24 protein-coding genes are annotated in these 26,121 nt (G+C 45.0%); 7 read left to right on the forward strand and 17 right to left on the reverse strand.

Features of this window, described 5'->3' with window-relative positions; translation table 11 throughout:
* Nucleotides 1–14 precede the first annotated feature (14 nt).
* Both gpAD87_RS13160 and gpAD87_RS13165 read right to left on the reverse strand, forming a co-directional pair.
* The gene (locus gpAD87_RS13160) at nucleotides 15–866 is read right to left on the reverse strand and encodes an NmrA family NAD(P)-binding protein (RefSeq protein WP_064638792.1); all 852 of its coding nucleotides are present in this window, start codon (nucleotides 864–866) and stop codon (nucleotides 15–17) included.
* Nucleotides 867–995: 129 nt separating this feature from the next.
* Nucleotides 996–1,580 (reverse strand): TetR/AcrR family transcriptional regulator, encoded by a 585-nt coding sequence (locus gpAD87_RS13165; RefSeq protein ID WP_064638793.1) that lies wholly within the window; start codon nucleotides 1,578–1,580, stop codon nucleotides 996–998.
* Nucleotides 1,581–1,747: 167 nt separating this feature from the next.
* Here gpAD87_RS13165 and gpAD87_RS13170 point away from each other — a divergent pair, with 167 nt between their 5' ends.
* Both gpAD87_RS13170 and gpAD87_RS13175 read left to right on the forward strand, forming a co-directional pair.
* The gene (locus gpAD87_RS13170; protein ID WP_064638794.1) at nucleotides 1,748–2,110 is read left to right on the forward strand and encodes an iron-sulfur cluster biosynthesis family protein; all 363 of its coding nucleotides are present in this window, start codon (nucleotides 1,748–1,750) and stop codon (nucleotides 2,108–2,110) included.
* Between the two features lie 246 nt (nucleotides 2,111–2,356).
* Complete coding sequence (locus gpAD87_RS13175; protein ID WP_064638795.1) at nucleotides 2,357–3,133, forward strand: M15 family metallopeptidase; 777 nt, start codon at nucleotides 2,357–2,359, stop codon at nucleotides 3,131–3,133.
* A gap of 207 nt (nucleotides 3,134–3,340) precedes the next feature.
* Here gpAD87_RS13175 and gpAD87_RS13180 read toward each other — a convergent pair whose 3' ends face one another.
* Nucleotides 3,341–4,111 (reverse strand): alpha/beta fold hydrolase, encoded by a 771-nt coding sequence (locus tag gpAD87_RS13180; RefSeq protein ID WP_064638796.1) that lies wholly within the window; start codon nucleotides 4,109–4,111, stop codon nucleotides 3,341–3,343.
* Nucleotides 4,112–4,352: 241 nt separating this feature from the next.
* Here gpAD87_RS13180 and gpAD87_RS13185 point away from each other — a divergent pair, with 241 nt between their 5' ends.
* A complete protein-coding gene (locus tag gpAD87_RS13185) occupies nucleotides 4,353–4,967 on the forward strand; it encodes a TetR/AcrR family transcriptional regulator (RefSeq protein ID WP_231952543.1) in 615 nt (204 codons plus the stop codon).
* A 254-nt stretch (nucleotides 4,968–5,221) separates the two neighbouring features.
* On the opposite strand, the gene gpAD87_RS13190 is transcribed toward gpAD87_RS13185, so the two are convergent.
* On the reverse strand, nucleotides 5,222–5,497 hold the full coding sequence (locus gpAD87_RS13190) for a hypothetical protein (protein WP_064638798.1): 276 nt from the start codon (nucleotides 5,495–5,497) through the stop codon (nucleotides 5,222–5,224).
* Between the two features lie 130 nt (nucleotides 5,498–5,627).
* On the opposite strand from gpAD87_RS13190, the gene gpAD87_RS13195 reads away from it, so the two are divergent.
* Both gpAD87_RS13195 and gpAD87_RS13200 read left to right on the forward strand, forming a co-directional pair.
* Nucleotides 5,628–6,260, forward strand: coding sequence for a nitroreductase family protein (locus gpAD87_RS13195; protein WP_064638799.1), 633 nt, complete (start codon nucleotides 5,628–5,630; stop codon nucleotides 6,258–6,260).
* A 211-nt stretch (nucleotides 6,261–6,471) separates the two neighbouring features.
* On the forward strand, nucleotides 6,472–6,936 hold the full coding sequence (locus gpAD87_RS13200) for an AraC family transcriptional regulator (RefSeq protein ID WP_064638800.1): 465 nt from the start codon (nucleotides 6,472–6,474) through the stop codon (nucleotides 6,934–6,936).
* Nucleotides 6,937–7,027: 91 nt separating this feature from the next.
* Here gpAD87_RS13200 and gpAD87_RS13205 read toward each other — a convergent pair whose 3' ends face one another.
* The 3 genes from gpAD87_RS13205 to gpAD87_RS13215 all read right to left on the reverse strand — a co-directional run bounded on the left by gpAD87_RS13205 (nucleotide 7,028) and on the right by gpAD87_RS13215 (nucleotide 11,218).
* On the reverse strand, nucleotides 7,028–8,272 hold the full coding sequence (locus gpAD87_RS13205) for an aminopeptidase (protein ID WP_064638801.1): 1,245 nt from the start codon (nucleotides 8,270–8,272) through the stop codon (nucleotides 7,028–7,030).
* A gap of 53 nt (nucleotides 8,273–8,325) precedes the next feature.
* A complete protein-coding gene (gene mbcS / locus gpAD87_RS13210; RefSeq protein WP_064638802.1) occupies nucleotides 8,326–9,936 on the reverse strand; it encodes an acyl-CoA synthetase MbcS in 1,611 nt (536 codons plus the stop codon).
* A 277-nt stretch (nucleotides 9,937–10,213) separates the two neighbouring features.
* Nucleotides 10,214–11,218, reverse strand: a complete 1,005-nt coding sequence (locus gpAD87_RS13215; protein ID WP_064638803.1) for an aldo/keto reductase — start codon at nucleotides 11,216–11,218, stop codon at nucleotides 10,214–10,216.
* A 203-nt stretch (nucleotides 11,219–11,421) separates the two neighbouring features.
* Here gpAD87_RS13215 and gpAD87_RS13220 point away from each other — a divergent pair, with 203 nt between their 5' ends.
* Nucleotides 11,422–12,267, forward strand: coding sequence for an AraC family transcriptional regulator (locus gpAD87_RS13220; protein WP_063563461.1), 846 nt, complete (start codon nucleotides 11,422–11,424; stop codon nucleotides 12,265–12,267).
* A gap of 86 nt (nucleotides 12,268–12,353) precedes the next feature.
* Here gpAD87_RS13220 and gpAD87_RS13225 read toward each other — a convergent pair whose 3' ends face one another.
* From gpAD87_RS13225 to nagZ, 10 genes are all read right to left on the reverse strand, one after another.
* A complete protein-coding gene (locus tag gpAD87_RS13225; protein WP_053782092.1) occupies nucleotides 12,354–12,752 on the reverse strand; it encodes an Asp23/Gls24 family envelope stress response protein in 399 nt (132 codons plus the stop codon).
* Between the two features lie 33 nt (nucleotides 12,753–12,785).
* Nucleotides 12,786–13,865 carry an AI-2E family transporter gene (locus tag gpAD87_RS13230; protein ID WP_063563459.1) on the reverse strand — a complete coding sequence of 360 codons (1,080 nt, stop codon included), beginning with the start codon at nucleotides 13,863–13,865 and terminating at the stop codon, nucleotides 12,786–12,788.
* A 99-nt stretch (nucleotides 13,866–13,964) separates the two neighbouring features.
* The gene (locus gpAD87_RS13235) at nucleotides 13,965–15,380 is read right to left on the reverse strand and encodes a sensor histidine kinase (RefSeq protein WP_231952545.1); all 1,416 of its coding nucleotides are present in this window, start codon (nucleotides 15,378–15,380) and stop codon (nucleotides 13,965–13,967) included.
* Between the two features lie 13 nt (nucleotides 15,381–15,393).
* Nucleotides 15,394–16,101: a response regulator transcription factor gene (locus gpAD87_RS13240; protein ID WP_064638805.1), complete on the reverse strand. Its 708-nt coding sequence runs from the start codon at nucleotides 16,099–16,101 to the stop codon at nucleotides 15,394–15,396.
* Nucleotides 16,102–16,321: 220 nt separating this feature from the next.
* Nucleotides 16,322–17,749, reverse strand: coding sequence for a 4-hydroxyphenylacetate 3-hydroxylase family protein (locus gpAD87_RS13245; protein WP_064640904.1), 1,428 nt, complete (start codon nucleotides 17,747–17,749; stop codon nucleotides 16,322–16,324).
* Nucleotides 17,750–17,945: 196 nt separating this feature from the next.
* Nucleotides 17,946–19,904 (reverse strand): FtsX-like permease family protein, encoded by a 1,959-nt coding sequence (locus gpAD87_RS13250; protein ID WP_064638806.1) that lies wholly within the window; start codon nucleotides 19,902–19,904, stop codon nucleotides 17,946–17,948.
* Nucleotides 19,879–20,649 carry an ABC transporter ATP-binding protein gene (locus gpAD87_RS13255; RefSeq protein WP_063563455.1) on the reverse strand — a complete coding sequence of 257 codons (771 nt, stop codon included), beginning with the start codon at nucleotides 20,647–20,649 and terminating at the stop codon, nucleotides 19,879–19,881. Before gpAD87_RS13255 ends, gpAD87_RS13250 begins: the two co-directional genes overlap by 26 nt.
* Before the next feature lie 277 nt (nucleotides 20,650–20,926).
* A complete protein-coding gene (locus gpAD87_RS13260) occupies nucleotides 20,927–21,913 on the reverse strand; it encodes a sensor histidine kinase (protein ID WP_064638807.1) in 987 nt (328 codons plus the stop codon).
* Complete coding sequence (locus gpAD87_RS13265) at nucleotides 21,910–22,614, reverse strand: response regulator transcription factor (RefSeq protein WP_064638808.1); 705 nt, start codon at nucleotides 22,612–22,614, stop codon at nucleotides 21,910–21,912. The genes gpAD87_RS13260 and gpAD87_RS13265 overlap by 4 nt, the downstream gene beginning before the upstream one ends.
* Before the next feature lie 74 nt (nucleotides 22,615–22,688).
* Nucleotides 22,689–24,026 carry a beta-N-acetylhexosaminidase gene (gene nagZ, locus gpAD87_RS13270; protein WP_231952547.1) on the reverse strand — a complete coding sequence of 446 codons (1,338 nt, stop codon included), beginning with the start codon at nucleotides 24,024–24,026 and terminating at the stop codon, nucleotides 22,689–22,691.
* Between the two features lie 483 nt (nucleotides 24,027–24,509).
* On the opposite strand from nagZ, the gene gpAD87_RS13275 reads away from it, so the two are divergent.
* Nucleotides 24,510–26,063, forward strand: a complete 1,554-nt coding sequence (locus tag gpAD87_RS13275) for an acetamidase/formamidase family protein (protein WP_064638809.1) — start codon at nucleotides 24,510–24,512, stop codon at nucleotides 26,061–26,063.
* Nucleotides 26,064–26,121: the final 58 nt, after the last annotated feature.

The following is a 26,121-nucleotide window of genomic DNA, read 5'->3' on the forward strand; positions in this document are numbered from 1 at the left end:
ATCTATCATTTCCCTTAATGCATATGCTGCCTTATAAATTGCTCAAGAGAAACCGGGCTTTGCCCTGTGACTTTCAATACCGTCTCCGTCGTTTGATCTTCTCTTCCTTCCTCACGGATGAATACATCCAGTCCTGCCAGAGCCGTGGCGTAATCTTCCGGCATTCCCGCCTGAATCAGGCTATTTCTTAGTTCTGCATCCGACAATGAATCATGCTCAATACGCTGATCCAATAAACGACTAATGATGTCCGCAACTTGACCATAAGACAATGTCTCCGGCCCCGTAATGATATGAGCTGTATTATGGGGGACAACATCTGTCAGAGCATAGAAGGCAACTGCTGCGATATCATCTGCGCTGACAAAACCAATTTTACCTTCACCAGTAGCACTGTAGATTTTACCCAACTGCTTCATCGTCTCTCGATGCGGTCCCTCTGTAAAGTTCTCCATAAAATAGGAAGGCTGTAGTACAATCCACTCAGGAGCAAGCTCCTTCAAGCTTTGATGTACTTTGCCAAATATAGGTCCGTCTTCATCAACGGAAGCACTGCCAAGTAAGACGAATCGTTTAACGCCGTTCCATAACGCTTCCTTGATGAACGGAATCATTACGGCTTCTGGGTGCATGTCCATGACCGGTACAACAAGGTACACTTGATCCACATTTTTCAGCGCTGGACCATAAGTGGTTGAATCGTACCAATCAAAAAAGACATAGTTGTCGGCAGAATCAGAAGAAGCTGGTTTCTTTCTCCCTGCCAGACGCACCGGATAGTGGTGCCTCTGAAGCATTGCCGCAACGCGGCTTCCTGTCTTTCCATTCGCTCCTGTAATCAGTGTTAAAGGTTTATCGTTGAACATTTTCACGTCCTCCTTCGGTTTGCTTTATGTTCATTTTCCAGACTGATCAGTCTAAAAAGGTGAAAAAACAAACGCCCTAAGCGTTCATTTTCAGAAATCCAACAAGAATCCTTTCTCATACTACTGCCATTAATTCAATACTCTTAATGTTGTACGCACTAGCTCCCGCAGCACTTCTGTACTGGCACCGCTCTTGGCGGTGAAGGTCAATGACAGGCGGGAATAATTCAAAAAACGGGCAATACCGAGCAATTCATCCTCGGCATGGTTAAATTCACCGTTTTTATGTCCACGGATAAGCGCCGCAAGAAAAATATCTTCCATTCGCTTGTTGTTCGCTTGAATAAAGTCGGCAATTTCATGATTTTGGGGTGCCTGTTCGACGGCGCTATTGATGATAAAACACTCATTGCGACGCCCCTCGTCACTCAATACATTAACGGCTTCGTTGAAAAGCTGTTCCATCCCCTGCCGCACACTGGTGCATTCATTTAACAGCCGAATACCCGCCTCTGTTTTCTGCTGAATATAGAATTTCAGGGCAGAGACAAATAAATCATGCTTGGTTCCAAAAGTGTCATACAAACTTTGCCGTGCAATACCGAGCTCATTCAGCAGTATAGTCAACGAAGTACCTTCATAACCATAGGCTCCAAATACAGCCGTGGCTTTTCTTAGAACACTTTCGGTGTCAAATTCCTTGGCTCTTCCCAATTTCAGACCTCACCTCCCGCTTGATTAAGTCAAGAATACACTTTTCCAGACTGATCAGTCAAGAAAATAAATGCTTTGATTTTTGCCAAAGTGGTATAATGACAGTAGAAGTTGAATTAATCCATCTACCATTACAATCGTGCCAACATATAAAGGAGTGTAGCGATATGCATATTCAAATTACAGATTTGGCTGCTGCGCGATTAACTGAAAACCTGAATGATCAGCCCGGTTATTTCAAAGTGATCTATGACATGGAAGGTTGTGGCTGTAACGGAATTATCGCCATACTTATCGTGGATGAACCCGAAGCTCTGGATGTACAAATTGAAACCAATCTGGTGCCATTCTATGTCGATCCGAAGCAACAGCTAAATCTGGAGCAGCACATGAAGCTGGACACGGAACTCAACTATCCTTCCTTCAAACTAAGCAGTGATTCCGGTGTACTCAGCAGCAATGTCCGTGTTCGGGATGCCCGTGCAGTGGCTGCTGTAAGCTCCGGCAATTCTGTTTCATGCGAGCTGTAATTCAAAAGTTTGTGGCTGAACTAATGAGCATTTGATTCGCCTATCTATGTATACAGAAAGACTTTGCACAAAAGGTGCAGAGTCTTTTTTTGTGCTCTTTTTCTCGTCAGACAATTAAAAGCTATGAATCTCGCAAACTTTGTTTACAACTCGGAAACAATTGGAGAACCTATGGATATAATCCTCTAGTATACTCGGTATATAGCAAAGCACGAGATTGATATAACCCGAGGAGGAACACACATCATGAAATCTTTTACACGTAAATCCATCGTATCCACGATACTTATAGGTTCTGTCGTAGCAGGCTCAGCATTCACAACGCTGCCCTTCACTAAGGAACTGAATCCAGTCGCATCTGCTGCCAGCTCCAGCTTCACTCAATTCCTGCACGATAATGCACCTGGACGCACAATTAAAACGAGCAGCAGTGGCCTGGCAACGGTAACGAATCTATCAAGTACAGTTGTGCTAGTGAATAAAAAGAGAAACTTGCCTTCAACCTATGCCCCTCAGGATCTGGTTGTTCCTAACATCCCATTTAGCTTCTCCGGCTCCAGTCCTAAAAAGCAAATGCGTAAAGTAGCCGCTACCGCAATTGAGAACTTGTTCGCAGCAGCAAAAAAAGACGGCATTGATATCAAAGCCGTGTCTGGTTATCGCTCTTATGCTACCCAAAAATCCATTTTTGACCGTAATGCAAGTATCAAAGGCGAAGCCGTTGCGAATAAAACCAGTGCTCGTCCTGGACAAAGTGAACATCAGACGGGTCTTGCGATGGATATCTCCAGTGCATCAGCGGGATATGATTTGCAACAAAGCTTTGGAAACACCAAGGAAGGCAAATGGCTGAAAGCCAATGCACATAAATACGGATTTATCATTCGTTATGGCAAAGATCAGGAGAAACTGACAGGCTACTCTTATGAGCCATGGCATGTGCGTTATGTTGGCGTGTATATTGCGGGGGAAATTACGAGTCAGAACCTTACACTTGAACAGTACCTTGAACGCGCCAAATAAACAGTTAGAAATCTGATGACAAAAGGTATTCATTCCACTCTCATATGACTATCGTATGTAAATGACAGATAACTAACAGGACGGGGCCCAATTTCGGGCCCCGTCCTGTTGTTGCATATCAACCACATTTTAATCGTTCTCCAAATCGAATAGATAAGGATCAGTTCAACCACATTGATGTAAAGGTAAAGTTAGATTCATAGCAGACTAAGGTTTACTATTCAGTTCTGTGCTCCATTCCTCGACAGCATCAACGACCTGTTTTAATTGCTGTTCTTCCTCAATCGCTGGATCATTGTCCCCTTTTTGCTTCCCATAAGAGCCAAATTGCCCATGGTTTCCTCCTTTTACACTGACATACAAAGTGTCAGCAGGTAGATTGGTTTTGGCACTTTCCCAAGCTTCTTTATTGAGAACTCCATCTGCTGTACCTGTAATTTGCAAAACAGATAAATCAGTGTCTTTTATGGATCCGCCCTCATCCGCATAAGATGCCAAGAAAAATACACCCTCAAGCTTCTCACTGTGTTCTGAAGCATATCTCGCTGCGAATGAACCTCCTAAAGAGTGTCCCCCAATAACAAATGATTCGTCTGGGTGTTCTTCAAGAAAGGAGTCCGCTTTATTTTGACCGAAAATGGCTAGATTCAGTGGCATTTCCGCAATATATACGCGATGTCCCCGTTGAGCCAGTGCTCTGGCAAATGGTGAGTAGCTTTCCGGTTCTACTAAACCTCCAGGATAAAAAATAATATTCGGTTCAATTACTTTCCCGGTTTGTGGCTCAAATTTATAACCGTCTTTGATCTCTGTTACTATGACCTGATTATCATTCTGAAATGCGAGTTCCGCTTGATTGGAAGGACTGTAGGTTATCGAATTGAGGTATACCAATAAGCCAATGATTACAATTATGATGAGGGAAACTCCCCATATCAATATTTTAGTCCATTTGTTTTTTTTCTCTGTTTTTGCCAAAGTTAAAACCTCTTTCAATCATTATTTTGGATTAGAATAGCAGACAGATAGTAGCGCGGTAAGAACAGCATCGGCCCATTACACAGACAAATTCCAGTACATTCACCTGATCGTTTTTTTATTTATCATTGAATTGTAGCTTCAGTTCTAGTAAATTATATTTACCGGTAAGTAAAATTACAAGTCTAATCTTATTCAATGGATAAGTTGTCATAAAATATTCATGGAGGTAATGATGAAAATGAATACAGATTCACAACGCTCACCAGGAAGACCGAAACAAGCAGAAGATGATTTACCCGTACAAGAAATAATTCTTCAAACGGCCGCCAAACTCTTTATGGAGCATGGGTACGAACCTGTTTCACTCCAACAAATCGCTAAAGCTTGCAATGTGTCTAAACCATCCATTTATTATCACTTCACCAGTAAACCGGAACTTTTTAAGATCGCGGTTACGACCATGTTTAAACATGTGCACCAAGCTACGTCACGATTATTAAGAGAAGCAGACAATCTGGAAACAGGACTGCTACATGTGGCAGAAGCAAGGTTAGCTAATCCTCATGCGGAGATTGAGACTCTGCTCAAAGATGCGGAGAGATATTTGAGTGAGAAACAGATCGAGGAAATCAGAGCAGCGGAAAATAAAATTTACATAGAGCTGGCTGATTATTTTAAAGATGCGATGGATAATAACCTTCTTCGAAACAACAATTCCATGCTTCTTGCGCAAACTTTCTCAACAATGATGGTCATCGGCAATAAGGTAGATACATTAAAAGAACATGATTCCACTTTAAATTTAGGTAAGGAAATTGTCGAAATTTTTTTGCGGGGTACGATGGTGAGATGACTGGCCGCCAGACTTATATAAAAATGGCGTTCCTCTCTCCTCGTTCGGGGTTGGAGCAGAAGACATGGAGTGTAAAAAAAGATGAGACGTGTATGAGAGGTTGAAGAAGCGCCTGCAAAATGCTAAGGAACCTCAGACACGTTATAACGGAGTTTAGGCCATATGTAACGTTTTTGGAGCATTTTAGGAAATAACGTGTCCGGTGTCCCTTGCAATTGAAAAAGAGAGCCAGGGGCCCATAAGCCGTCTATTCCTTAAGTAAAGAACATGCTCATGCTCCCTGAACCTTCCTGCCGACCTGCTATTTTTCTGAAAACGACTGGCAGCCTCTTCACACTCTCCGTCCCGGCCCAGGAACCAACGCCAGCAAGAAGTGCATTATGAAACCAAAAAAGTGCAACATTATACGCGATGGTTCCCAGTACCATCTCCACCACCAAAAAACGTTTCAGCGTGGAGGATTCGATGACGTATACCTGAAATTCATTTCGCGACTTTCCAGCTCTGTACCTAGTGATGAATGTTTTCATGAATCACCTCTTCTGTTTTATTTTATCGTATGGCAGGCAGATCTTGTCTTATTCAAAAATAATACTTACATAAAGTAACTTAGTGTGTTATAGTCAGTTTATAAACCATACATAAGCGAGGGAAACTACCATGAGTGAATTGGAGAATCTGGTCAAAAACCGTAGATCGGCCGTTATTTTTGAAGAAGGAATTGAGATTCCAGATTCAGAATTGCAAGAGATGTTTGCCTTGAACAAATTCGCACCTTCCGCCTTTAACCTCCAGCATACGCACTATCTTGTGCTGACGGACCCGGCTCAGAAAGAAAAAGTCTATGAAGCTTCCCAGCAATATAAAGTAAAAACGGCCTCTGCGGTCATTGTTGTCCTCGGCGATGTCAACGCACACCATCACATCCGCACAATCAATGAGGGCCTGCTGAACCTTGGTGCGATGACTCCGTTTCAATACGAGCAAGAATCACAGAGTGTCATCGAATTTTACGAAACGCGGGGAAGGTTCTTCCAGAGAGAAGATGCAATTCGTAATGCCAGCCTGTCAGCGATGCAATTGATGCTGATCGCTCAGGATCGTGGTTGGGACACCTGCCCCATGATTGGCTTCGACGCTGAAGAATTGCAACGCAGTTTGGATATTCCCGACCATTATGTACCTGCCATGCTGATTACAATCGGCAAAAAGTCGGAAGCCAAACAACGTCCGCGCGGATACCGCAAACCGATTAACGAATATGTCAGCTTCAACAAAATGCATGCTGAATAATTTGGGAATGTGACATCCGTAACTTTTCACTGATTCCATTACAAAAAGGAGGTCGATGATCAGATCATTGGCCTCTTTCCTATTTTCCTAGAATAAACAAATCGCACGTCAAACTAACCGATCTTTTCTCAAAAATACATATGAATATTTTTTTATACCATGATAGCATTCGAGATGTAACCCTTAATCGTAACGAAAGGAATGAACTCCAATGGAATTCCACATCGAAAACCTGCCAACCTCCCGAATTGCTTATGTACGACAAGTCGGTCCGTATGGTCCCGCCAACAGTCACGCGATGGAAACATTAAAGACCTGGGCAAGATCCCAAGGCCTGCTTACAAGCTCGACCATCTTGTTCGGCATTCCGCAGGATAACCCGGAAACCACCCTCCCCTCTCAATGCAGGTATGATGCATGTATTGTCATATCAGAGGATTACTCCTTGGATGAGTCGACTCCCCAACTTGAAGAAGCTGAACTTCCTGGCGGGCAATATCTGGTTTGCAAAGTCAAACATACAGCAGAAGATGTGCAGCAAGCCTGGACCGAGATTTTCCCGTATTTGCAGAGCAATGGTTGTATTATGGACAACAAACCCATTTTGGAAAGGTATGCCGGTGATCTGCTTCTTCTGGATTTTTGCGAAATATGTGTACCCGTTAAGCCGCTATAAATCATTTAAAGTTGTGGATGCCAAAAACAACAAAAGCGACTTCAACGTTGAAGTCGCCTTTGTTTCTAACTTATTGCCTTGTTTTCACCAATTAAAATGCCCAGTTCCCTTTGCGGAATACAGGTTCCACCGTTCCATCCTGCAACTCACCATCAATGTCGAGCTCTGCGGAGCCGATCATAAAGTCCACATGGGTCAGACTAACGTTGCATTCATGTTTCAGCAATTCCTCGTTAGACATCGTCGTACCATCCTTCATGTTGAACGGGTATGCACTTCCTACGGCCAGATGGCAGGATGCATTCTCGTCAATACCGGTATTATAGAAAATACGATTCAAGTTGGAGATTGGCGAATCATGCGGCACGAGGGCAACTTCGCCAAGATAACGTGCACCTTCATCGGTGGCAAACAGGTTTTTAAGATGCTCTTCACCCGAAGCTGCTGTAAAAGCAACGACCTGTCCATCCTTAAACGTAATTCTCATCTGGTCCACTAGTTGACCATTCAGGTTCAGCGGCATCGTGCTGCTGACAAATCCGTTGACTCCACTGCGCTTCGGCATTGTAAATACTTCTTCTGTCGGCATGTTCGCAACGGTATACACACCTTGCTTGTTTTCGCTACCGCCGCCACCCCAAATATGGTTGTTCACCAGTTCGATTTTCAAATCCGTTCCGGGTGCGCGGTAGTGCAAGCTTTTATAATTTTTCTTGTTCAGCAAATCACTCATGGCATTCAGGGTGTCCAGATGTTTTTTCCAGTTCTGAATAGCGTCTCCGCCATCGACACGGTTCATTTTGAAGATGGTTTCCCACATCACGTTAATGCGATCTTCCTCTGGAATGTCGGCAAATACTTTGTTCGCCCACGCCTTGGTTGGCGCTTTGATCAGACACCAGCTAATTTCGTGGTTACGTGTATATTTCGAAAATCCGCGACGTGCATGAGCCGCCGCTTTGGTTGCACGCGAAACATTGTCGGAATTGATGCCTTTGTATAATTCAGGGTCAGGTACTTTGATCGTGAGCGTAGCGCCGCCTGCTTCTGCAAACTTCTCCATCATTTCCGCCTTCCAGGCCGGGTAATAATCAAAACTGTCATCAGAGCCATGTTCAAAACGGCTGCGTGTAATATCGTCATCATCAAAATCAACCTGTACATACTTGGCGCCAGCCGCATACGCTTTTTGCACGATCAGACGGGTGAATTCCAATGTTTCGATGGGTGCCGTTACGAGCAGATCCTGTCCTTTCTGAATATTTACGCCGACTTTGACAACCAGCTCTGCGTATTGTTCCAACGATTTTTCAAAGGTTTGTTCAAAATTACTCATGGTTGTGTTCACTCCTGTTTCATATTTGAATACTATTGCTGCTGCACAATCATTTAAGCCTTGCGTTTCTCCTGCTCACGCAGCTCGATCCGGCGGATTTTTCCTGAGTTTGTTTTCGGCAGATCGGCTACAAACTCGATTTTACGTGGATATTTGTAGGGTGCTGTCCATTCCTTCACATGGTTTTGCAGTTCACGCGCCAGTTCTGGTGATGCGAGAGACTCGTCTCTCAGCACTACAAATGCTTTCACTACGTTACCACGGATCTCATCAGGACTCGCTACGACCGCACATTCCTTCACGCTGGCGTGTTTCATCAACGCTTCTTCCACCTCGAACGGTCCAATCGTGTATCCCGAACTGATAATGATATCATCACTTCGACCTTCAAACCAGAAGTAGCCTTCTTCGTCTTTGCGTGCGCGGTCACCTGTTACAAAATAATCCCCACGCTGATTCGCTTCCTTCCGTCCCTCATCCTGGTAATAGGCACGGAACAAGGCTGGCATATCCTTATGCACTGCGATATCTCCTACTTCACCAGCAGGTACAAGTTGTCCCTCTTCATTGACGATCTCAATAAGGCCTGGTGTAATGGACTGCCCCATAGAACCAATTCGTACGGGAGCATCTTTTAAGCTGCCGATCAGCAGCGTGCTCTCGGTTTGTCCATATCCGTCCCGGATCGTCAGGTCAAAGTGACGCTGGAAAATTTCAATTACTTCCTGATTCAACGGCTCACCAGCAGACACGGCGCTGCGCAGTGCGGACAGATCATGGTGACCCAGATCGTCTGCTTTGGCCATTAACCGATATTCCGTCGGCGTACAGCACAAGACGTTGATCTGATGCTCCTGCAACAGTTCCAGATAACGTTTGGGTTGGAATGATCCATTGTAGACCAGTCCGGTAGCCCCTCTTCCGAGTACAGACAGGAACGGACTCCAGATCCATTTTTGCCATCCCGGTGCTGCCGTTGCCCATACCGTATCCGAAGGCTGAATATCCAGCCATAACGATGAAGCGATCCGTAAATGGGCATACCCCCAACCATGACTATGTACTACGCCTTTTGGATTACCAGTCGTACCGGAGGTATAAGCGAGAATAGCCATATCGTCACGATGTGTTTCCACCGCAGCCATCGTATCGGATTGGCCTTGCATTAACTGGTGTACATTGACCCAGCCTTCTCCAGGTACGCTATCATCACCATTTGGTGATGCAACGATGCGGTGTGCCAATGCCGGCAGATCTGCATGTATTTTTTCAACTTCAGCAGTCGTCTCGGACCAGACAATGACAGCCCGGGCCTCGGAATGCCGAAGACGATACTCCAGATCTTTCGCACGCAGCATCTCGGAAGAAGGAATAACAGCAATCCCCAGTTTCAGGCAGGCAATGTATATAACATAGGCAATAATTCGGCGTGGTACCATGACCAGCACCCGGTCGCCCTTCTCCAAACCAAGATCACGCAAGCCTCCAGCAAGACGATTTGCCTGCTTCAATAACTCACCATAAGTGATCTCTTCCAATTCTTTATGATCGCTCAGCCATCTAAGTGCAACCCGATCCGACGGGTGATTCTCCATCTCGGATGTCAGGTTATAGGTTTCAGGCGAAATCCACTGTTGAAAATTCAAATGGAGCCTCTCCTTCATATTTCAAATGTATAGCATCTATATATTATACCCTAAATCCTAGGACCTGGTGCTATGATATGAAATAGTTTAAGAAAAAAATAAACATAGGTCAATTAAGCCGAAGCTCTAAAAGGTCTATCTCTACATATAAAGAACGATAAGTAAGACAAAAAAAGTGTCCTCCCGACTACAGGAAGACACCTTAGTTATCCCAACATATCTATATCATGGGGATCAAATTAATCATTGTAGACATGACTCTGAATCTCCAAAGTCGTATCTCTCCGTTACAAGTTTACCAAGCGTAGTTTCCGATGCCGTCCAAAATGCCTTCGATCTCATTCAGCTCTTCCGTCGTCAGGTCTGGTGCCTGAAGAGCGGCTACGTTTTCTTCGATCTGGGATACACGGCTTGCGCCAATTAGAGCAGAAGTAACTCGGTTGCTACGCAAAATCCAGTTCAGCGCCAACTGGGAGATCGTCTGTCCTCTACGTTCGGCAACCGCCTGAAGTGCTTCGAACTTGGCGATCCGTTCGTCCGTATAGGCTTCTTTTCTCAGATTGCCTGTTGGATTAGCACGCTCTTCCTTGATCTTGTCCACATACTTATTCGTCAACTGACCGCGGCCAAGCGGACAGAATGCAATCGATCCTACGCCGTCCTCATTCAGCACATCCTGCAATCCATCCTCAATCCAGCGATTCAGCATCGAATAATTTGGCTGGTGAACCAGACAAGGTGTTCCGAGACGACGCAAAATAGTAACTGCTTCTTTTGTCTGTTCGGCATCATAGTTGGACAAGCCTACATACAGAGCTTTACCCTGTCTAACGATATGATCCAGCGCAGTCATCGTTTCTTCGAGCGGTGTCTCCGGATCTGGACGGTGATGATAGAAAATATCTACGTAATCCAGTCCCATCCGGCTGAGACTTTGGTCCAGACTGGCAATCAGGTTTTTGCGGGAACCCCATTCGCCGTATGGACCGTTCCACATATGATAACCTGCCTTGGTTGAGATGAGCAGTTCGTCGCGGTAAGGACGCAGATGTTTTTTGAGAATGACACCAAAATTCTCTTCGGCTGATCCTGGAGGTGGCCCATAATTGTTGGCCAAGTCGAAATGGTTAATCCCCAGATCGAATGCGCGCAGGATCATCTCTTCCTGAATATCCATGGTGCGGTTTCCACCGAAGTTCTGCCATAAGCCTAGTGCTATTTGCGGCAGTTTAATTCCGGTTTTGCCAGAGCGTGCATACTTCATTTCACTGTATCGTTGTTCACTCGCAGTATAAGGCATCGTTAATCTCTCTTTTCCTGTAAAAGTTATTGAATACCCTTTCATCTTAGACACTTTCCATGTAAAACGATATGGCATTTCACTATAACGATATGGAAAAATGATTGGTATCTTCATCAAATGATATTCATAAAACGATCCCTTTTCACCTTTTATATGTTAAAATGCAAGGTATAACGACCTCATAACAGGAGTGAATAGCCTTGATTACGTATATGTGCAAAAACAATCACTTTCAGGAGCTGCAGCTCCTTCATTACGGCACAGAAGCTTGCGCACCCGGTCACCACTTCGGCCCGGCCATGCGGGATTATTACAAAATCCATTACATATTGGACGGCAAAGGTACCTTCGAAGTTGGAGGCAAAAAGGTTACGCTGCGCAAAGGTCAGGGGTTCCTCATCGTCCCCCATTCTGTCGTTCATTATGAAGCAGATCAGGATGATCCGTGGGAGTATAGCTGGGTTGCTTTCCAAGGAAGCACCTGCCCTTCGTTATTACAGCAGGCCTGCCTGTCTGAGCACCATCCGATCTTTGAGATGGGTAATGACGATGACGAGATGCGCTCCTGTCTGCACCGCATGATTAGCTCTCGCAACACCCATAAGGGATGGGAGATCAGCATGACGGGATTGCTCTTTCAGTTTTTCTCCATTTTGATTGATCGAGCCGGTGAGGACAGACCTATTCCGCTCCAGGACTATACGAAAGAAACTTATGTCACTCAGGTGATGGATTTCATTGAGATTAATTATGCTAATACCATAACCGTACAGTCCATTGCGTCTCATGTTGGCTTACAGCGCAGTTACTTGTGCTCTCTCTTCAAAGACAAGATGGGCACCAGCATTCAGTCTTATCTGGTCAATTACCGCATGCGCAGGGCGGCTGAGCTGACGCTGGATCCGGCTTTGACCATTGGGGATATCTCCCGTTCCGTTGGATATGCCGACCAGCTGCTTTTCTCGAAAATGTTCAAAAAAGTTATGGGCGAAGCCCCTACGTATTATCGCAAACACAAAACAGCACCTTCCCATTTATGCAGCTAATGGGAAAGTGCTGTTTTGTATTTTTACACAGGATATCACTACCTGCTTATGACTGAATTCCATTCGTTCGTTCTAATCGTTCTGCTTTAAACTTGCTCCTGCATGGTCACGCCTACCACTTGAACTTTAATTTCATTCACCATAATGCCTGTTAATTGCTCGACAGCTTGCTGCACATTATGTTGAAGTTCCTGACAGACTTCATGCATCTTTTTGCCAAATTGAACATTGATTCGCAGTTGGATAGATGCCTGGTCATCTTTGATCGCAACGTCAATCCCTTTCTGCAAGCTCTTTCCGCTGATACTCTTGGCGATTCCTTCGGTAAGACCAACAGACATGGAGGATATTCCCTCTGTAGTCTGAGCGGCCATGCCAACAATTTTGGATACTACATCGTTGGAAATATGAATGGCGCCCATTTGAACAGATTGTGGCTCAATATACTCAGGTTCAGTGTATGGTTGTGGGATGATTTCAGACATGATTTCCACTCCTTCTATATCATTTATAAATGTTTAAGCATTCTGCCATTTGTCCTTGAAGAATAGCTGATAGATTCGAACCAAAATAATCTTAACGATCATGTAGACAGGGATGATAATCAGAATGGCAATAATGCCGCCCAGATCCCCTGCACCCAGCACCAATATAATGGTGGTAAGCGGGTGAATATCTAGTTTTTTGCCGAATACATACGGTGCAACCAGATTATCCTGAATTTGCTGCGCTACCAGAATAATAATGAGTGACCAGATCGCAACCGAAGGGGATACCACCAGTCCCATAATAACAATAGGAACGGAAGACAGGATCGCCCCGATAAACGGAACAAAGTTCATAATGACCGCAATCACGGTTAACAGCAGTGCATACGGGAGACCGATGATCAGGAAACCGATATACATCAGCACGCCCAAAGCCAGATTCACGAGAACTCGTCCCACGATAAAGCCGCTTAACGCCTGATCGATCTCAAGTACCACATCACGACTGTCTTTTTGGAAACGTTTTGGTGCAATGTGCACCAGCTTACGACCGAATTTCTCTCCCTGCTTCAACATGTAGAACAAAATGATCGGGAAGGTGAACAGAACAATCGCAAAGCTTGAGATGAGTGAGAAGAATCCACTCACATAGTTCGTTACAAAGGTGAAGCCTTTGTTAATGTAATCCGTAATCTGCGAAAACGGGGTCGACCCTTCCGGGAACAAAGCCGTAATGGCACCGTTCTGCTCGAGCTCTTTAAGCTGCAAACTCAGTGAATTGATTAAATTTGGTGCGTTTTCTACCAGGTTGATCAACTGCTCGCGTAGTGAAGGCCATAACCCTATAATAAACAGGGCGAACAGTATACCAAACACCAGATAGATCAACAAAATGCTAAGTGTGCGATTCAGCTTCTTTTTTTCCATGTAATTGACGAGCGGCCGCAGCAGATAATAAAAGAATACGGACAACATCATCGGCACGGTAATCACCGTAATCATGGTAACAAGCGGTTGGAAAATAAAGCTGACACGTGATAACAGATAGATATTGATCAGTATCAGTGCCAGTGCAATACTGAAACGTACAAACGAATTTACTTTGAACAAAAAGTTTCCCCTCCACTTAACCTTTTCTATATGAGCATTTTGCAAATGGTGATCAGAATGACAAATGTTTATGTCAACCTTATCCTTTATGTCGGTTCTTTATTTCGGAATCTGTATAGTGAACACCGTCGTCTCTCGTCCACGCTGGGAAAGTGTTAATCGTCCACCCATTTTCTCGGTGTTCCGCCGCGCAATTGCTAGTCCAAGCCCGGTACCCCCGGTTCCCGTACGAGCCTCATCCCCTCGCACAAATGGATCAAAGATGGTTGCCCACAACTCTTGAGGGATACCCACACCGGTATCAGCAACCTCGATAACCACATGGTTGTCCAGTGGGATTAACTCCACATGCAGCTCCGTCCCCCGCGGGTTGTAGGACAAGGCGTTTGTAATCAGGTTCTGAATCACTCTGGACAACAGTTCCGGATCATACCTTGCATAGATCTCTTCATCAGGAACGAGCACATGCAGGCCAAAATGGTTCTGCTCAATCTCACCATATGTGTCGGCCATAATTTCACGTACAAATTCTCCGATTTCCCGCTGCTGAATGTGCATACGGAAGTCAGGTGAATCTACTTTGAGCAATTCCAGCATGTTCTGAATCATGCGCGCAACCTGAACGGACTTGTTGTAGATATAACCCAGATATCGCTGCTGCCTGTCCTTATCTTCCCCCCGCCCTTCCACCAAAGCCTGGGCGTATCCTTGAATACTCGTGATCGGGGTCTTGAGATCATGTGACAGATCCACAATTAAGCGCTGTTTGCTCTCTTCGGCATAACGTTTCTCCGCAGATGTATTCTCAATGACGTCCGCCATATAATTGAAGGTTTCTCCAATCTGGACAAATTCCCTCTCTGCCGAGATGGACATGCGCGTACTATAATTCCCCTGGATCATCTGGGTAAGACCTAGAGAGAGAATACTCAGCGGTTTTTTGATTCGACGGGCGACCCAGTAGCTGTATACAAATATCAGCAGCAAGACCAATCCGATCCCGATCATAATGTAGAACGATAACGGATGCTTCAAATTGGTAATCAGTTGATTATCATTAATTCGTACACTGACCAAGTCACGCGGAATCTTCAGCAAAACGTACTTTGCAGCTCCCTCTGTTGAAAGCGGACTAATGGAGTAATAGTAAAGCTGTTCATTTCGGTTTTCGAGTCCTGCATATAGCTCAGCTTCACTGTACTGAGTGAACGTATCCTGCTTGTCCCCGATATAACGAATGACCCTGCGATCCGCATCCAGCACTTCAATCCATCCCCCACTGTCCTTGAGACGCTGAATTTCGGTATTATTGGTCTCATCGGAACTACCGGACAACCATTCGTTCTCCAGTTCTGTCACGTACACATGTGCCTCCACATTCAGATCAGGATCCACCACCTGATCCGAAATGCGGAAATCAACCACATCCAGATTAATGATAATGTACACGATGGCTACCAGTAACAACAAAAAGAAGTTGAACAGCAAAAAGTCCAGTGTCAGGGACGTTTGCAATAGTCTCTTTTCTCTAGCTTTCCATGGGCGCTTCAATTTTGTATCCCAGTCCCCTTATCGTTTTTAAATATTCCGGTTGCCTGGAGTCGCGCTCGATCTTTTCCCGAATGTTACTGATATGTACCATTATCGTGCTGTCCTCGTGAGCGTAATAATCTCCCCAAACGGCTTCGTATATTTTTTTACGGGTGAAGACACGACCTGGCTGCTCAAGCAGAAGCTCCACGATTTTGTACTCTGTAGAGGTCAATGTCACAGGTTTACCCGAGCGAAAAAGGATACATTGGGATCGATCAAGCCTAAGCTCACCCAGCTCAAGATTTAACTCCTTAGCAGCAGGCACGTCAGGTGCATCAAATTGATTGACTCTTCTGAGCAAAGCTTCCACTCTGGCGACAATCTCCAAAGGATTGAAAGGTTTGGAGATGTAGTCGTCAGCACCCAATCCGAGTCCAAGGATTTTGTCATGGTCCTGGCTTTTGGCCGACAGGAACAGAACAGGCATATGATGTGTGGACCTGATTTGTTTGATCAGCTGGAGTCCATCCATTACAGGCATCATAATATCCAGTATGACCAGATCAATCTGAGTTGAACGGATACACTCTAGCGCCTCTACTCCATTAACGGCTGTCACAATGTTGTAGTCCTTCTCAAGGTACAGCTGAAGCAGTTCCACAATTTCGGGTTCGTCATCTGCAATTAATAGTGTGTATCTCATGCGAATCCTCTCATTCCTATTTCAATAAATTCAGTTTTCATTCGAATTCGTATCCGTACATTCCATTTGTTATTGTTCATATGTCTATACGTTACTACTATATACTACGTCTCTTAAATCAATCTAAACCATTTCTAAAGATAACCTAAATAAAAAGCCCAGGCATCAGGCCAGAGCTTCAAATATAAAGCTAAAATAAGTAAAGATTCAGTACCATTCATCACTTGCTACGTAACCAGGGTTCAACCCGGGCATATAATCGGTCCTTATCATATTGCACATACTGACTCGCCCGATTGCGTACCGGGTCACCGGCATAGAAACGTTCATACAGATCATGTCTGGCTCCCAGCGGACTTCCTGTCAGCTCCCAGGCGAGCTGGAATAACCGAATCTTCTCTGGTGCCTGCATCGTTACGCCTCCAAGATACTTGTTCATCATAGGGCTGATACTTCCTTCCAGCTCCAGCTTCCCGGAAGGGATCTGAATAAGGCCACCTGCGGCTATAGTCTTCAAAATCTCAACAGCGCGCGGGTAATAATGGTTCCCCAGATTACGGGCTGTTTCGATATATTTGAATGATGGTAGCCAGTTCCCATGAACATCCGGGGCAGCTTGTGCCTCAGATGCGACGATGAGTCCTTCAATCGTATGCATCTGGCTGATCATCTCCCCAAGCTGTTCCTGTACATTCAGGAAGGCATCCACTCCAATCTCCTTGGCGATGGAAGACGTGATGGCTGTAATGAATTCCAGCTTCGAATGTAGCCGAATAATGCTCTGATGATAAGCCAGACTGGAGGATGCCACGTTGCAGCGAATCTGCCATACCGCTTCCGGATTGTTGTGCAGGAGTACACGCTCCCAAGGTACAAATACGTCGTCAAAAAATAATACAGCATCCATCTCATCATACTGACTACTGAGCGGATGAGCAGTATCTGAATCTAATGTTGCAAAAGATTCTCTACATACCATATGTAATCCTGGACTTCCTGCTGCCACAATAACCATATGCGCCAATTCCGGGCGATGTCCAGGAATGCGCTGAATCGGATATGCAATGATATCGTCCGCATATGGAGCAGCAGTCGCCACCATCTTCGCCCCACGGAGGACAACGCCCTCTGTATTGGTACGAATGATTTGAAGCATTGCATCTTCATCTTCCCCTACAGGCAGAGCACGATTAATCTGCGGGTCACGCTGCACAATGGTCAGGAAGGCATCCTTCCGTTTTGCCTCATCATAATAGGCAGCGATTTTACCTCCATATGCTGGGTCATATGCAGCCATCGCATCCCGTGTGGCGTACCATCCGGTCAGGCGGGATCGGGCGTAATCCGAGAGACGGCTCATTACCCCGTAGGTGCGATCAGACCACAATCGAAAGGCTGCCGCCCTGCCGCTGATCTCCTGAGCATTGCGGGGTACTCGAAAAGCCTGGTGTACATATCCGTTCGTCTGCTCATCCCAATAAGCCACTGTTTCTCTCGTGTCCGCATCATCCACCAGATTGAACAGACTTTCAATCGTTTGTAAGGTTCCCCGGAAGGCAGAATGCTCTGTTACGCGAATACGTTCTCCATCCAGCCATACATTCCGTTCATCGTTCAACCGTTGCAGATAAGCTTGTCCACGGGACATCGTTATGCTCAATGTAATCCTCCTTCTCAGTTAGAAAGGCTAGGAAACTCAATGGTGATAATGTTTTTAATCATTTCGAGACTCAACTTATACCGAAATGATACATATTGTATCTATTGAAATAGTACTTTGCTTTGTAGGAAAAAGTCAACAGACACCAAACCTAAGGTCCGGTGTCTGTTCTATTAGATTTATATTAGATCAATTTGGCATACATATGACGCAGATAGCGCCAGCGTACCAGCAGGAAAAATAGAATCTGCATAGATGCAAATACGAGGAAAATGCGCAAAGTATAACCCATAACAGAGAAATCAACCAACTGCTGTAATGCAACAAATGCAACAGAGCTGTGGAAAATGGCCAAGGCTATTGGCAGGAAAAACATCAATACCAGTTGTCTGGTTACGATGTTGCGAAGCTCCGGGCGACTCAGCCCCATCTTACCAATCATGCGGTACTGCTCTTCATCCCGTTCCAGATCAGCATATAACCGGAAGTAGGTAAAACTTGCAGCAAAGGTGAAAAAGACAATGCCAATCAATCCACTTAGAATTAGGATAATACCATTAGTTTGTTTGGAATTAAGCCAATCCAGCACGAGAGCGCTGATCTCGAAGTAGCCCTGACCATCTGAGTCATTTTGAATGGATTCGATCAGATCAGGAGAAAACTTCCGCGTTCCCATCCAATCTGTCACAACAAATTGAGTTTTTTTATCGAAATAAAAATTTTCATCCGCTTGGATTTCATTCTTAAATTCCTTATTCATTTTATCGTACAGCTCATTGGAAACTACATACACTTCCCTTGTAAATTCAACCGGGATGACGATCTCGGTTTCAGGTGTTGTTAGACGTATCTTTTTATTTGTTTCTCCAACCCTCATATCGATATTTCCCTGAGTTGAACCCTGCCCGACCAGTGCACGTAACGTCTTGCGACTCGTAAGATTACCCGGAGTCATAAACGAGTCATTGTCATTCTCCAACGTTCGCTCTTTGTAACCGAGTGCCTTCGCAAGATGATTATACTCACTGAGTTTGATGATATAGTTGCCCTCGTTGTCATACAGCGGAATATAACTTCCTTTCTGATACGGAACTTCATGATCAATGAGTGTTTCTTCGATCTTCCTGACGTGGCGTTCTGCGTTAGGTGTATCCCATGAATTTTGGTAAGTAAACGCATATGGATTCGTCATGGATGATAATCCCGGATCAGCGATCGCCAGCATTGTGCCAATGCCCGTAAAGGCAGAAGCCGAGATCACACTTACCATAAAAAACATGATCGCATTATCTTTCATTCGATAGGTAAGTTCGGACAGAAACAGCAAATTCGTTTTGCGGAAAAACAAACGCTTATTGCCTTTGAGCGCCCGAATGGCATACACACTAAGTTGGGTGAATAACAAATACGTGCCTGCAATAACCAAAACAACACTACCAAGCAGCAAAGGGAAAGAGTATGTGATCCATACAAAGGCAAATACACCCGCATATCCACCCCCAATGAGTATGACGGAGAGAAGTGCTAAAAGACGAGAAGCCTTTGGCTCGGGTTTTGGTTTTTCCTCTGATTTTACAAGGTCAATCAATGACCCTTTTCGCATCAGCAGCGATGAGCTCAGCGCAATCACAACAAACAGCAGCAGAAATGCTCCGACAGTAAGTGCGATTGCGTTTAATGGAAAATAGAATCGGAGACTTTCTTCCACCGCCAGCATCGAACCGCAGATCAACAGGATCAGCTTGGCAAAGATCATTCCTAATCCAACGCCTGCCACAATGGCGGCAAGTCCAATGCACAAGTTTTCCATGAATAACAGTCGGTTCATCTGTTTACGTGTCATGCCAATGATTTGAAATATGCCGAATTCTTTTTTACGCGTCTTTAGAAATGAACCTACGGAATAGAGCAGAAACAGAAACGAAAAGATGAAAATAATGATCTCAGCAATCAAAAACCCCTGATTCGCAAGCATGGTCACTGTCCCACTTGAACCCTTCAGTCCATCCTTCAGATCCGGGTGAAACAAAAGAAGTGCATACGTAAAAAAGATCATGACGGAAAACGTACTGCTCAGAAAATGGGCCAAATAAATTCGTTTGTTCCGAACAACATTATTAATGGCGAACTGGCGAAAATTCATGTCCTGAGCCTCCCATCAGGGATAATACGTTGATGATTCGTTGATAGAATGTCGATCGGTTATCTCCATAATGAATTTCGTTGTAAAGTCGTCCATCCTTAATAAATACAACCCGGCTGCAATAACTTGCCGCAACAGCGTCATGCGTGACCAACAGCATGGTGGCCCGATCTTCCTGGTTGCGGCGTTCCAGCATCTCCATTACATCACGCGCTGCCTTCGAATCGAGATTTCCTGTAGGCTCATCGGCCAGCACCAGCTTGGGAGAATGGATCAGGGCTCGTGCGATTGCTGTCCGCTGGGCCTGACCTCCGGAAATTTCATACGTACGTTTGTTCAGTAGAGATGCGATGCCCAGCTTCTCTGCAAGTCGATCAACACGTTCATTCATCTCCTCAATCGGTACTCCATCCAGCGTAAGCGGCAGGACAATATTTTCTTTAACCGTGAGTGTGTTGAGCAGGTTAAACGACTGAAATACGAACCCCAGCTCTCGGCGTCTGAACAGAGCCAGTTCATCGTGATCCAGTTCAAACGGGTTCTTACCCGCGATCTTCAGTTCCCCTGAAGTAGGGTGATCAATAGTTGAAATCATGTTTAGCAACGTTGTTTTGCCGCTGCCGGATGGACCCATGATGCCAACGAATTCACCCTCCTGAATACTGAGATCAATACCTGACAAAGCTTCGTATGATACGATCCCTTTATAAATTTTGCTAATCTGTTTCACTGAACATATCTCCATAGGTTAATGGCTCCTTTTAGATTTCGGATTTGAATTAAACCAAGTTGAACTGAACTTCATCGCAAATCGAGGTCGTTCTCTACTTTCTGACTTCAGTCTATCGAAGTTTCGACCATTCTCCTATGGATTAACCTTTCATCTTCATGACATTCTTGTAAGGTTACATGTCTCTCGTCGCCTTTTGGCGTGTTTCTTCTATGTAGAAAACGAGAAAGACGCCGATCCCTGTCAGGGCACCAGACGTCTTCTCATTTCGTTCCGCATTATGCGCTTATATTTAGATTTCAAAAGTAATGGTTACCGTTGTCCCTTCTCCCTGAACGGATGTAAGGTCGATCCGATGGTTCATTCGTGTCAGGACATCTTTTACAATATATAATCCCATCCCCGTGGATTCTTTAAAATGACGCCCATTCTCTCCGGTGAAAAAAGGCTGGTACACTCGGTTGAGATCCGACTTGGGAATACCCACTCCCTGATCCTTCACTTCAAGAATAATGGATCTTGTGGATTCATGGGCCTGGATGGTTACCTTTTGCCCGTTCCCCCCGGAAGAGTACTTGATGGCATTGGATAACAGCTGCACGAGGACAAACCGAATCCACTTCGCATCCGACTGAACCATTAACGCAGAATCAATTTTCATCTCGGGATACACGTGATTGCGAATGAAGAACCGTTTCAGCTCATGGATGGCTTCTTCTCCGGCCGCCTTGAGGGATACCGGTTCCACACTGAAATCTTGTTCAAATGTCTCCAGCCGTGCCATGTACAACACCGTTTCCAGTCCTCGTCTCATCTGGTCTGCTTCCTCTCGAATGCTGATGAAACGGGGGTCCTCATCCTCCTGATCCTCAACCGTCAGTTCAATGACGGACAAAGGTGTTTTCATCTGATGAACCCATTGATTCATAAAAGTCAGATATTCCTGTTGACGCTGTTCCAGACGATGCAGATGCGCATAATAATGACCGTACTGTGAGTCCAGCAGTTCTGACAATGCCTGTGGCAAGGGAGCAGGCTCATTCAATGGAACAAATTCTTTCAGATCATTCATTCGATGGGACATCCGGGAATAAAACATGCGATGGGACAGATACCGATAAATGAGATAGGCTGCGTATAGGACTAACCCCAGAGATACCGCATACGTGGCCGTTAACCAGTGGTCATAGCCGTCGTACCAGAAGACCGCAACAACGGTGAGCAGCACAACGATTACCCAACAAGTCAGTACAATATGTTCTTTGATAAACAACTTCATGAGGGTGACGATGCCTTCCAATTACTGTTGAGTCGATAACCCGAACCTCTTACCGTCTCCAGCGCATCTGTAATTCCCAGCTCAGTCAATCGTTTACGCACGCGGGTCACATTCACGCTAAGTGTGTTATCATCCACAAAGGAATCATCCCACAGCTTTTCCAAGATGGTTTCACGACTAACCAGTTTGGGACTGCGACGCAGCAACGTCTCCAGCAAAATGGTTTCTTTCTTGGTCAGTTGTATCTTGCGGTCACCGAGCTCCATCTCCAATCTTTCCAAATAAACAGTTAGTCCATCCAGCTCCACCTTGCGCTCTTCATGACGCGCAGCGTAATCGCCATACACCCGGCGCAGCTGACTTCGAATTTTGGCCATGACAATCTCATGTTCAAACGGCTTCGTAATATAATCGTCCGCACCGTTCTCAAGCGCCATGACCTGGTCCATTTTGCCACTCCGGGCCGAGATGAAAATAATCGGACATGTGGAAATGGAACGAATTTGGCGACACCAATAGAACCCATCGTAACTCGGCAAGTTGATATCCAGCAGCACGACATGCGGCTTCATTTGTTCAAACTGCTGAACGACTTGCTCAAAATCCTCAACCGCAACGGCCCTGTCACCATATCGCTCGATATGGGATTGAAGAAGACCCGCAATCTTCGGATCATCTTCAATAATCATTATCGTATACATAAAAAAGGTCTCACCTCTAACCTGTCGTAATGGAATATGCAATTCTCTTTCCAAAATCATAACACAGGTGGGTACTATCGGGCATCGACCTGGTTGCGCCAATCCACAATGTCAGCGTTCAGCTGCTTCAAATCGCCAGACGGCTGCTCCTCATCGGACAAGTTATACTTCTGTTTCAAAGCCAGAATTCGATATACACTTTCATTAATTCGGGATTCTGAAATCTTCCCTGACTTCACCGCACTCTTCAGCGTATCAAAAATAGTCTTGGCACTCTCATAACTGTGAGCTACCAGCAAAATATCGCTCCCTGCCTGAACCGTCGCTACAGCGGCATCGTTCAGCTTATAATTTTTCGCGATCGCGCCCATGCTCAGATCATCTGTAATGACCACACCGTCATACTTGAATTTGCCACGCAACTGCTGACCAATAATGACGTCCGACAAGGATGCCGGATGGTCGGGATCAAGCTTTGGAAACAAAATATGGGCTACCATAACCGCTTCCACTTGTTCCTTCACCGCTGCCTCAAACGGAATCCACTCCAGCTGGGCAAGTTGCTTTTCTGTTTTGTTCACGACAGGCAGATCCAAGTGGGAGTCCACTGACGTGTCTCCATGACCGGGAAAATGCTTCACCACCGGAATAATCCCTTCGTTGCGCAATCCCTTCATCTCGGCTATACCCATTTGGGAGACCAGACTGGCTGAACTCCCAAATGAACGATCCCCAATTACCAGGTTATTCGGATTACTGTTTACATCCAGTACTGGAGCAAAATCGACGTTAAAACCTAACAGCTGAATTTGTCTTGCTAACAATTTGCCCATCGTTTGAGCCAAATCAGCATCCTTCGTCTTGCCCACTTTCCCATTGGAAGGTATAGACTCTACCGTTTCTGGCATTCGACTAACTTTGCCACCCTCCTGATCCACACTCATGAAAATAGGAACCGGATTGGAACGATTGGCATCCTTAATGGATTGTACGAACTTTGCTGTTCCTGGCACGGTCGAGACATTATTTGCATAGAAAATAATCCCTCCCACCTTCTGATCCGTGATCATCTGTTTCGCTTGAGCATCCAAAGTGGTTCCCTGAACACCCGCCAGAATCATTTGTCCGATCTTCTCATCCAAAGACAATTGGTCGAGCTGCTCTTCTACCGGATCCTTCTCTTCCTGTGGAGGCACTGTATTCTGTTGATCATCCTGAACATTCTGATTGTTTGCACCTGTGTTTGAATTCGCATTGGTCTCCGTTCCGGCATTAATGTTATTTTGCTCTGACGAGGAAGGCTTCTGTGACTGCCCACATGCGGATAAGAGCAGCATTATTCCGAATAGCAGGAACAACATTTGAAGCGTGTTTATGTGTTTGTTTTTTAACTTGCGATTATCGATATACAAGGATGGTCATCCTCCTTAAGCATTGTTGTCATTCAGTCTGAATGTGGTTTAGGCATAACCTTATCATAAGGTGGTTCATTTTCAAAATGGAGACGGCTTAAGTACAAATTCTTATGTTGCAGCCTAAAAACGCAAAAAAATTTCCCTTTTTGGGCTTAAAGTGTGGTACTTCATGGTGTTGTTCCTTAGGGCGTGTGTGATTGGAGGGGATGAGAAAAGGTGTCAGCGGTGCGAAAAAGGGTTTTCTATTGTGAATTTTTCATATGTTGAAATTATTATTATAGGAAGGCAAAAAGCAGCTAATATTTACTAAGCATTTCAATTTGGAAATCTAATAATTTTAAGAATATTGGATAAATAACTTTAAAAAATATGAAAAATAAAACAAAAACTTTATATTGTTAACCTAAAATACATCTGTTATACTCTGATTCATATCATGTTAAGTAAAATGACATTATATCGAATGGGAGTGATTTTCGAATGAGAAATCGGTTTAAATGGAAGGTTTTCTCTGCATTATCTGCTGTTTTATTAATGCTTCCAGTCTCTTATGTTGCAAATGCTGACACAGTTCAAGTTAGAAACGTTCCGAAAACACATTATCTTGAAGCAAAATCGGAAAACGTACGCTGGGGTAATATCGGGAAAGGTGATCCCGTGCTTACGGTTAATTCGGGGGATATCGTCACGGTGGAAGCTGTTACGCACCACTCCGGCGATGATTATGAGCGCATGATCAAAGGTGATGCCGGCGCAGAAGATATTTTCCATTGGAGCGAAACGGAAAAACATGAGGCTGATCGTGGACCTGGCGTACATATCATGACGGGACCAATTGCAGTCGAGGGCGCTGAACCTGGCGATGTACTCGAAGTGAAGATTTTGGACATGAAGCTGCGCCCTAGCGGAAACGGGGAATATGCCGGTAAAACCTATGGTTCGAATGTAGCTGCAAACTGGGGCCTTTTATATGGTGAGATGGAAGAAACGCCGAATACACGTGAGGTTGTTACAATATATGAAATGGAGACGAAAGGTGGCAATGATTACGCCAAGGCACTGTACAGTTATCGCTGGACACCACAGACCGATCCAAGCGGCACAGTACATCCAACCATAGATTATCCAGGTGTTATCGTTGATCACTCGACGGTGGAAGAGAACCATGATGTGCTAAAAGGCATTCACGTCCCTGTCCGGCTGCATTTTGGCACAATGAGCGTGGCCCCCAAAGAAGCTGATGTTGTCGATTCCGTTCCACCATCGTATTATGGCGGGAATATCGATGATTGGCGCGTAACCGAAGGGGCAACGATGTATTATCCGGTATCAGTACCTGGAGCACTGCTTTCTGTGGGTGATCCGCACGCAGGTCAAGGTGATTCCGAATTGAACGGAACAGCGATCGAAACATCAGTGACCGGGGATATCCAGCTCATTCTTCACAAAAAAGCGGAGCTGGTCAACAAGTTGAAGGCGCTCAACTTCCCACTTCTTGAGAATGAAAACGAATGGGTTGTTCACGGCTTCAGCTATGCGAACCATTTGGCCGAACTGGGCAAGGATGCACAAACAGAAATTTTCAAGCAGTCTTCCCTGGATAAAGCGATGAAGGACGCTGCGAACAAAACGAAGTCTTTTCTGATGAGAGGCATGGATTTGACTGAAGATGAAGCATATTCACTGATGTCCGTTTCAACGGATTTCGGAATTACGCAGGTTGTTGACGGTAACTGGGGCATTCATGGCATCATCAACAAAAAAATCTTCGGGGAAAAAGAACAGAAGCGTGCACTGCTGCGCAACAGCTTTGAACAATTCGGGGCAGACATCGGATGGGACCCAGCAACCAAAATGATCACCATTCAATATAACGGCAATACACTCTCTGCCAAAATCGGTGCTACAACAGCTACGTTTAATGAGGAAACGATCAAATTGACGGCGCCTATTCAATTGAACGATCAGAAGTTGGCAGAAGTCAGCGAATATTTCGTAACCTTCTACCGGGCAAAATTGTCCAAGACGGAATAATCACACTCTTCTGTTTCTGTAAAGGAAATAAACAAGAACCGTTAGTCTTCAGAGCCTG

This window comes from Paenibacillus sp. AD87 (genome assembly GCF_001659845.1).
GTDB lineage: Bacteria > Bacillota > Bacilli > Paenibacillales > Paenibacillaceae > Paenibacillus > Paenibacillus marchantiae.

Coding starts and splice junctions, on each gene's coding strand:
- gpAD87_RS13160 (WP_064638792.1), bottom strand. CDS start 866: ATGTTCAACGATAAACCTTTAACACTGATTACAGGAGCGAATGGAAAG.
- gpAD87_RS13170 (WP_064638794.1), top strand. CDS start 1,748: ATGCATATTCAAATTACAGATTTGGCTGCTGCGCGATTAACTGAAAAC.
- gpAD87_RS13175 (WP_064638795.1), top strand. CDS start 2,357: ATGAAATCTTTTACACGTAAATCCATCGTATCCACGATACTTATAGGT.
- gpAD87_RS13185 (WP_231952543.1), top strand. CDS start 4,353: ATGAATACAGATTCACAACGCTCACCAGGAAGACCGAAACAAGCAGAA.
- gpAD87_RS13190 (WP_064638798.1), bottom strand. CDS start 5,497: ATGAAAACATTCATCACTAGGTACAGAGCTGGAAAGTCGCGAAATGAA.
- gpAD87_RS13195 (WP_064638799.1), top strand. CDS start 5,628: ATGAGTGAATTGGAGAATCTGGTCAAAAACCGTAGATCGGCCGTTATT.
- gpAD87_RS13200 (WP_064638800.1), top strand. CDS start 6,472: ATGGAATTCCACATCGAAAACCTGCCAACCTCCCGAATTGCTTATGTA.
- gpAD87_RS13205 (WP_064638801.1), bottom strand. CDS start 8,272: ATGAGTAATTTTGAACAAACCTTTGAAAAATCGTTGGAACAATACGCA.
- mbcS (WP_064638802.1), bottom strand. CDS start 9,936: ATGAAGGAGAGGCTCCATTTGAATTTTCAACAGTGGATTTCGCCTGAA.
- gpAD87_RS13215 (WP_064638803.1), bottom strand. CDS start 11,218: ATGCCTTATACTGCGAGTGAACAACGATACAGTGAAATGAAGTATGCA.
- gpAD87_RS13225 (WP_053782092.1), bottom strand. CDS start 12,752: ATGTCTGAAATCATCCCACAACCATACACTGAACCTGAGTATATTGAG.
- gpAD87_RS13240 (WP_064638805.1), bottom strand. CDS start 16,101: ATGAGATACACACTATTAATTGCAGATGACGAACCCGAAATTGTGGAA.
- gpAD87_RS13245 (WP_064640904.1), bottom strand. CDS start 17,749: ATGTCCCGTGGACAAGCTTATCTGCAACGGTTGAACGATGAACGGAAT.
- gpAD87_RS13250 (WP_064638806.1), bottom strand. CDS start 19,904: ATGAATTTTCGCCAGTTCGCCATTAATAATGTTGTTCGGAACAAACGA.
- gpAD87_RS13255 (WP_063563455.1), bottom strand. CDS start 20,649: ATGGAGATATGTTCAGTGAAACAGATTAGCAAAATTTATAAAGGGATC.
- gpAD87_RS13260 (WP_064638807.1), bottom strand. CDS start 21,913: ATGAAGTTGTTTATCAAAGAACATATTGTACTGACTTGTTGGGTAATC.
- gpAD87_RS13265 (WP_064638808.1), bottom strand. CDS start 22,614: ATGTATACGATAATGATTATTGAAGATGATCCGAAGATTGCGGGTCTT.
- gpAD87_RS13275 (WP_064638809.1), top strand. CDS start 24,510: ATGAGAAATCGGTTTAAATGGAAGGTTTTCTCTGCATTATCTGCTGTT.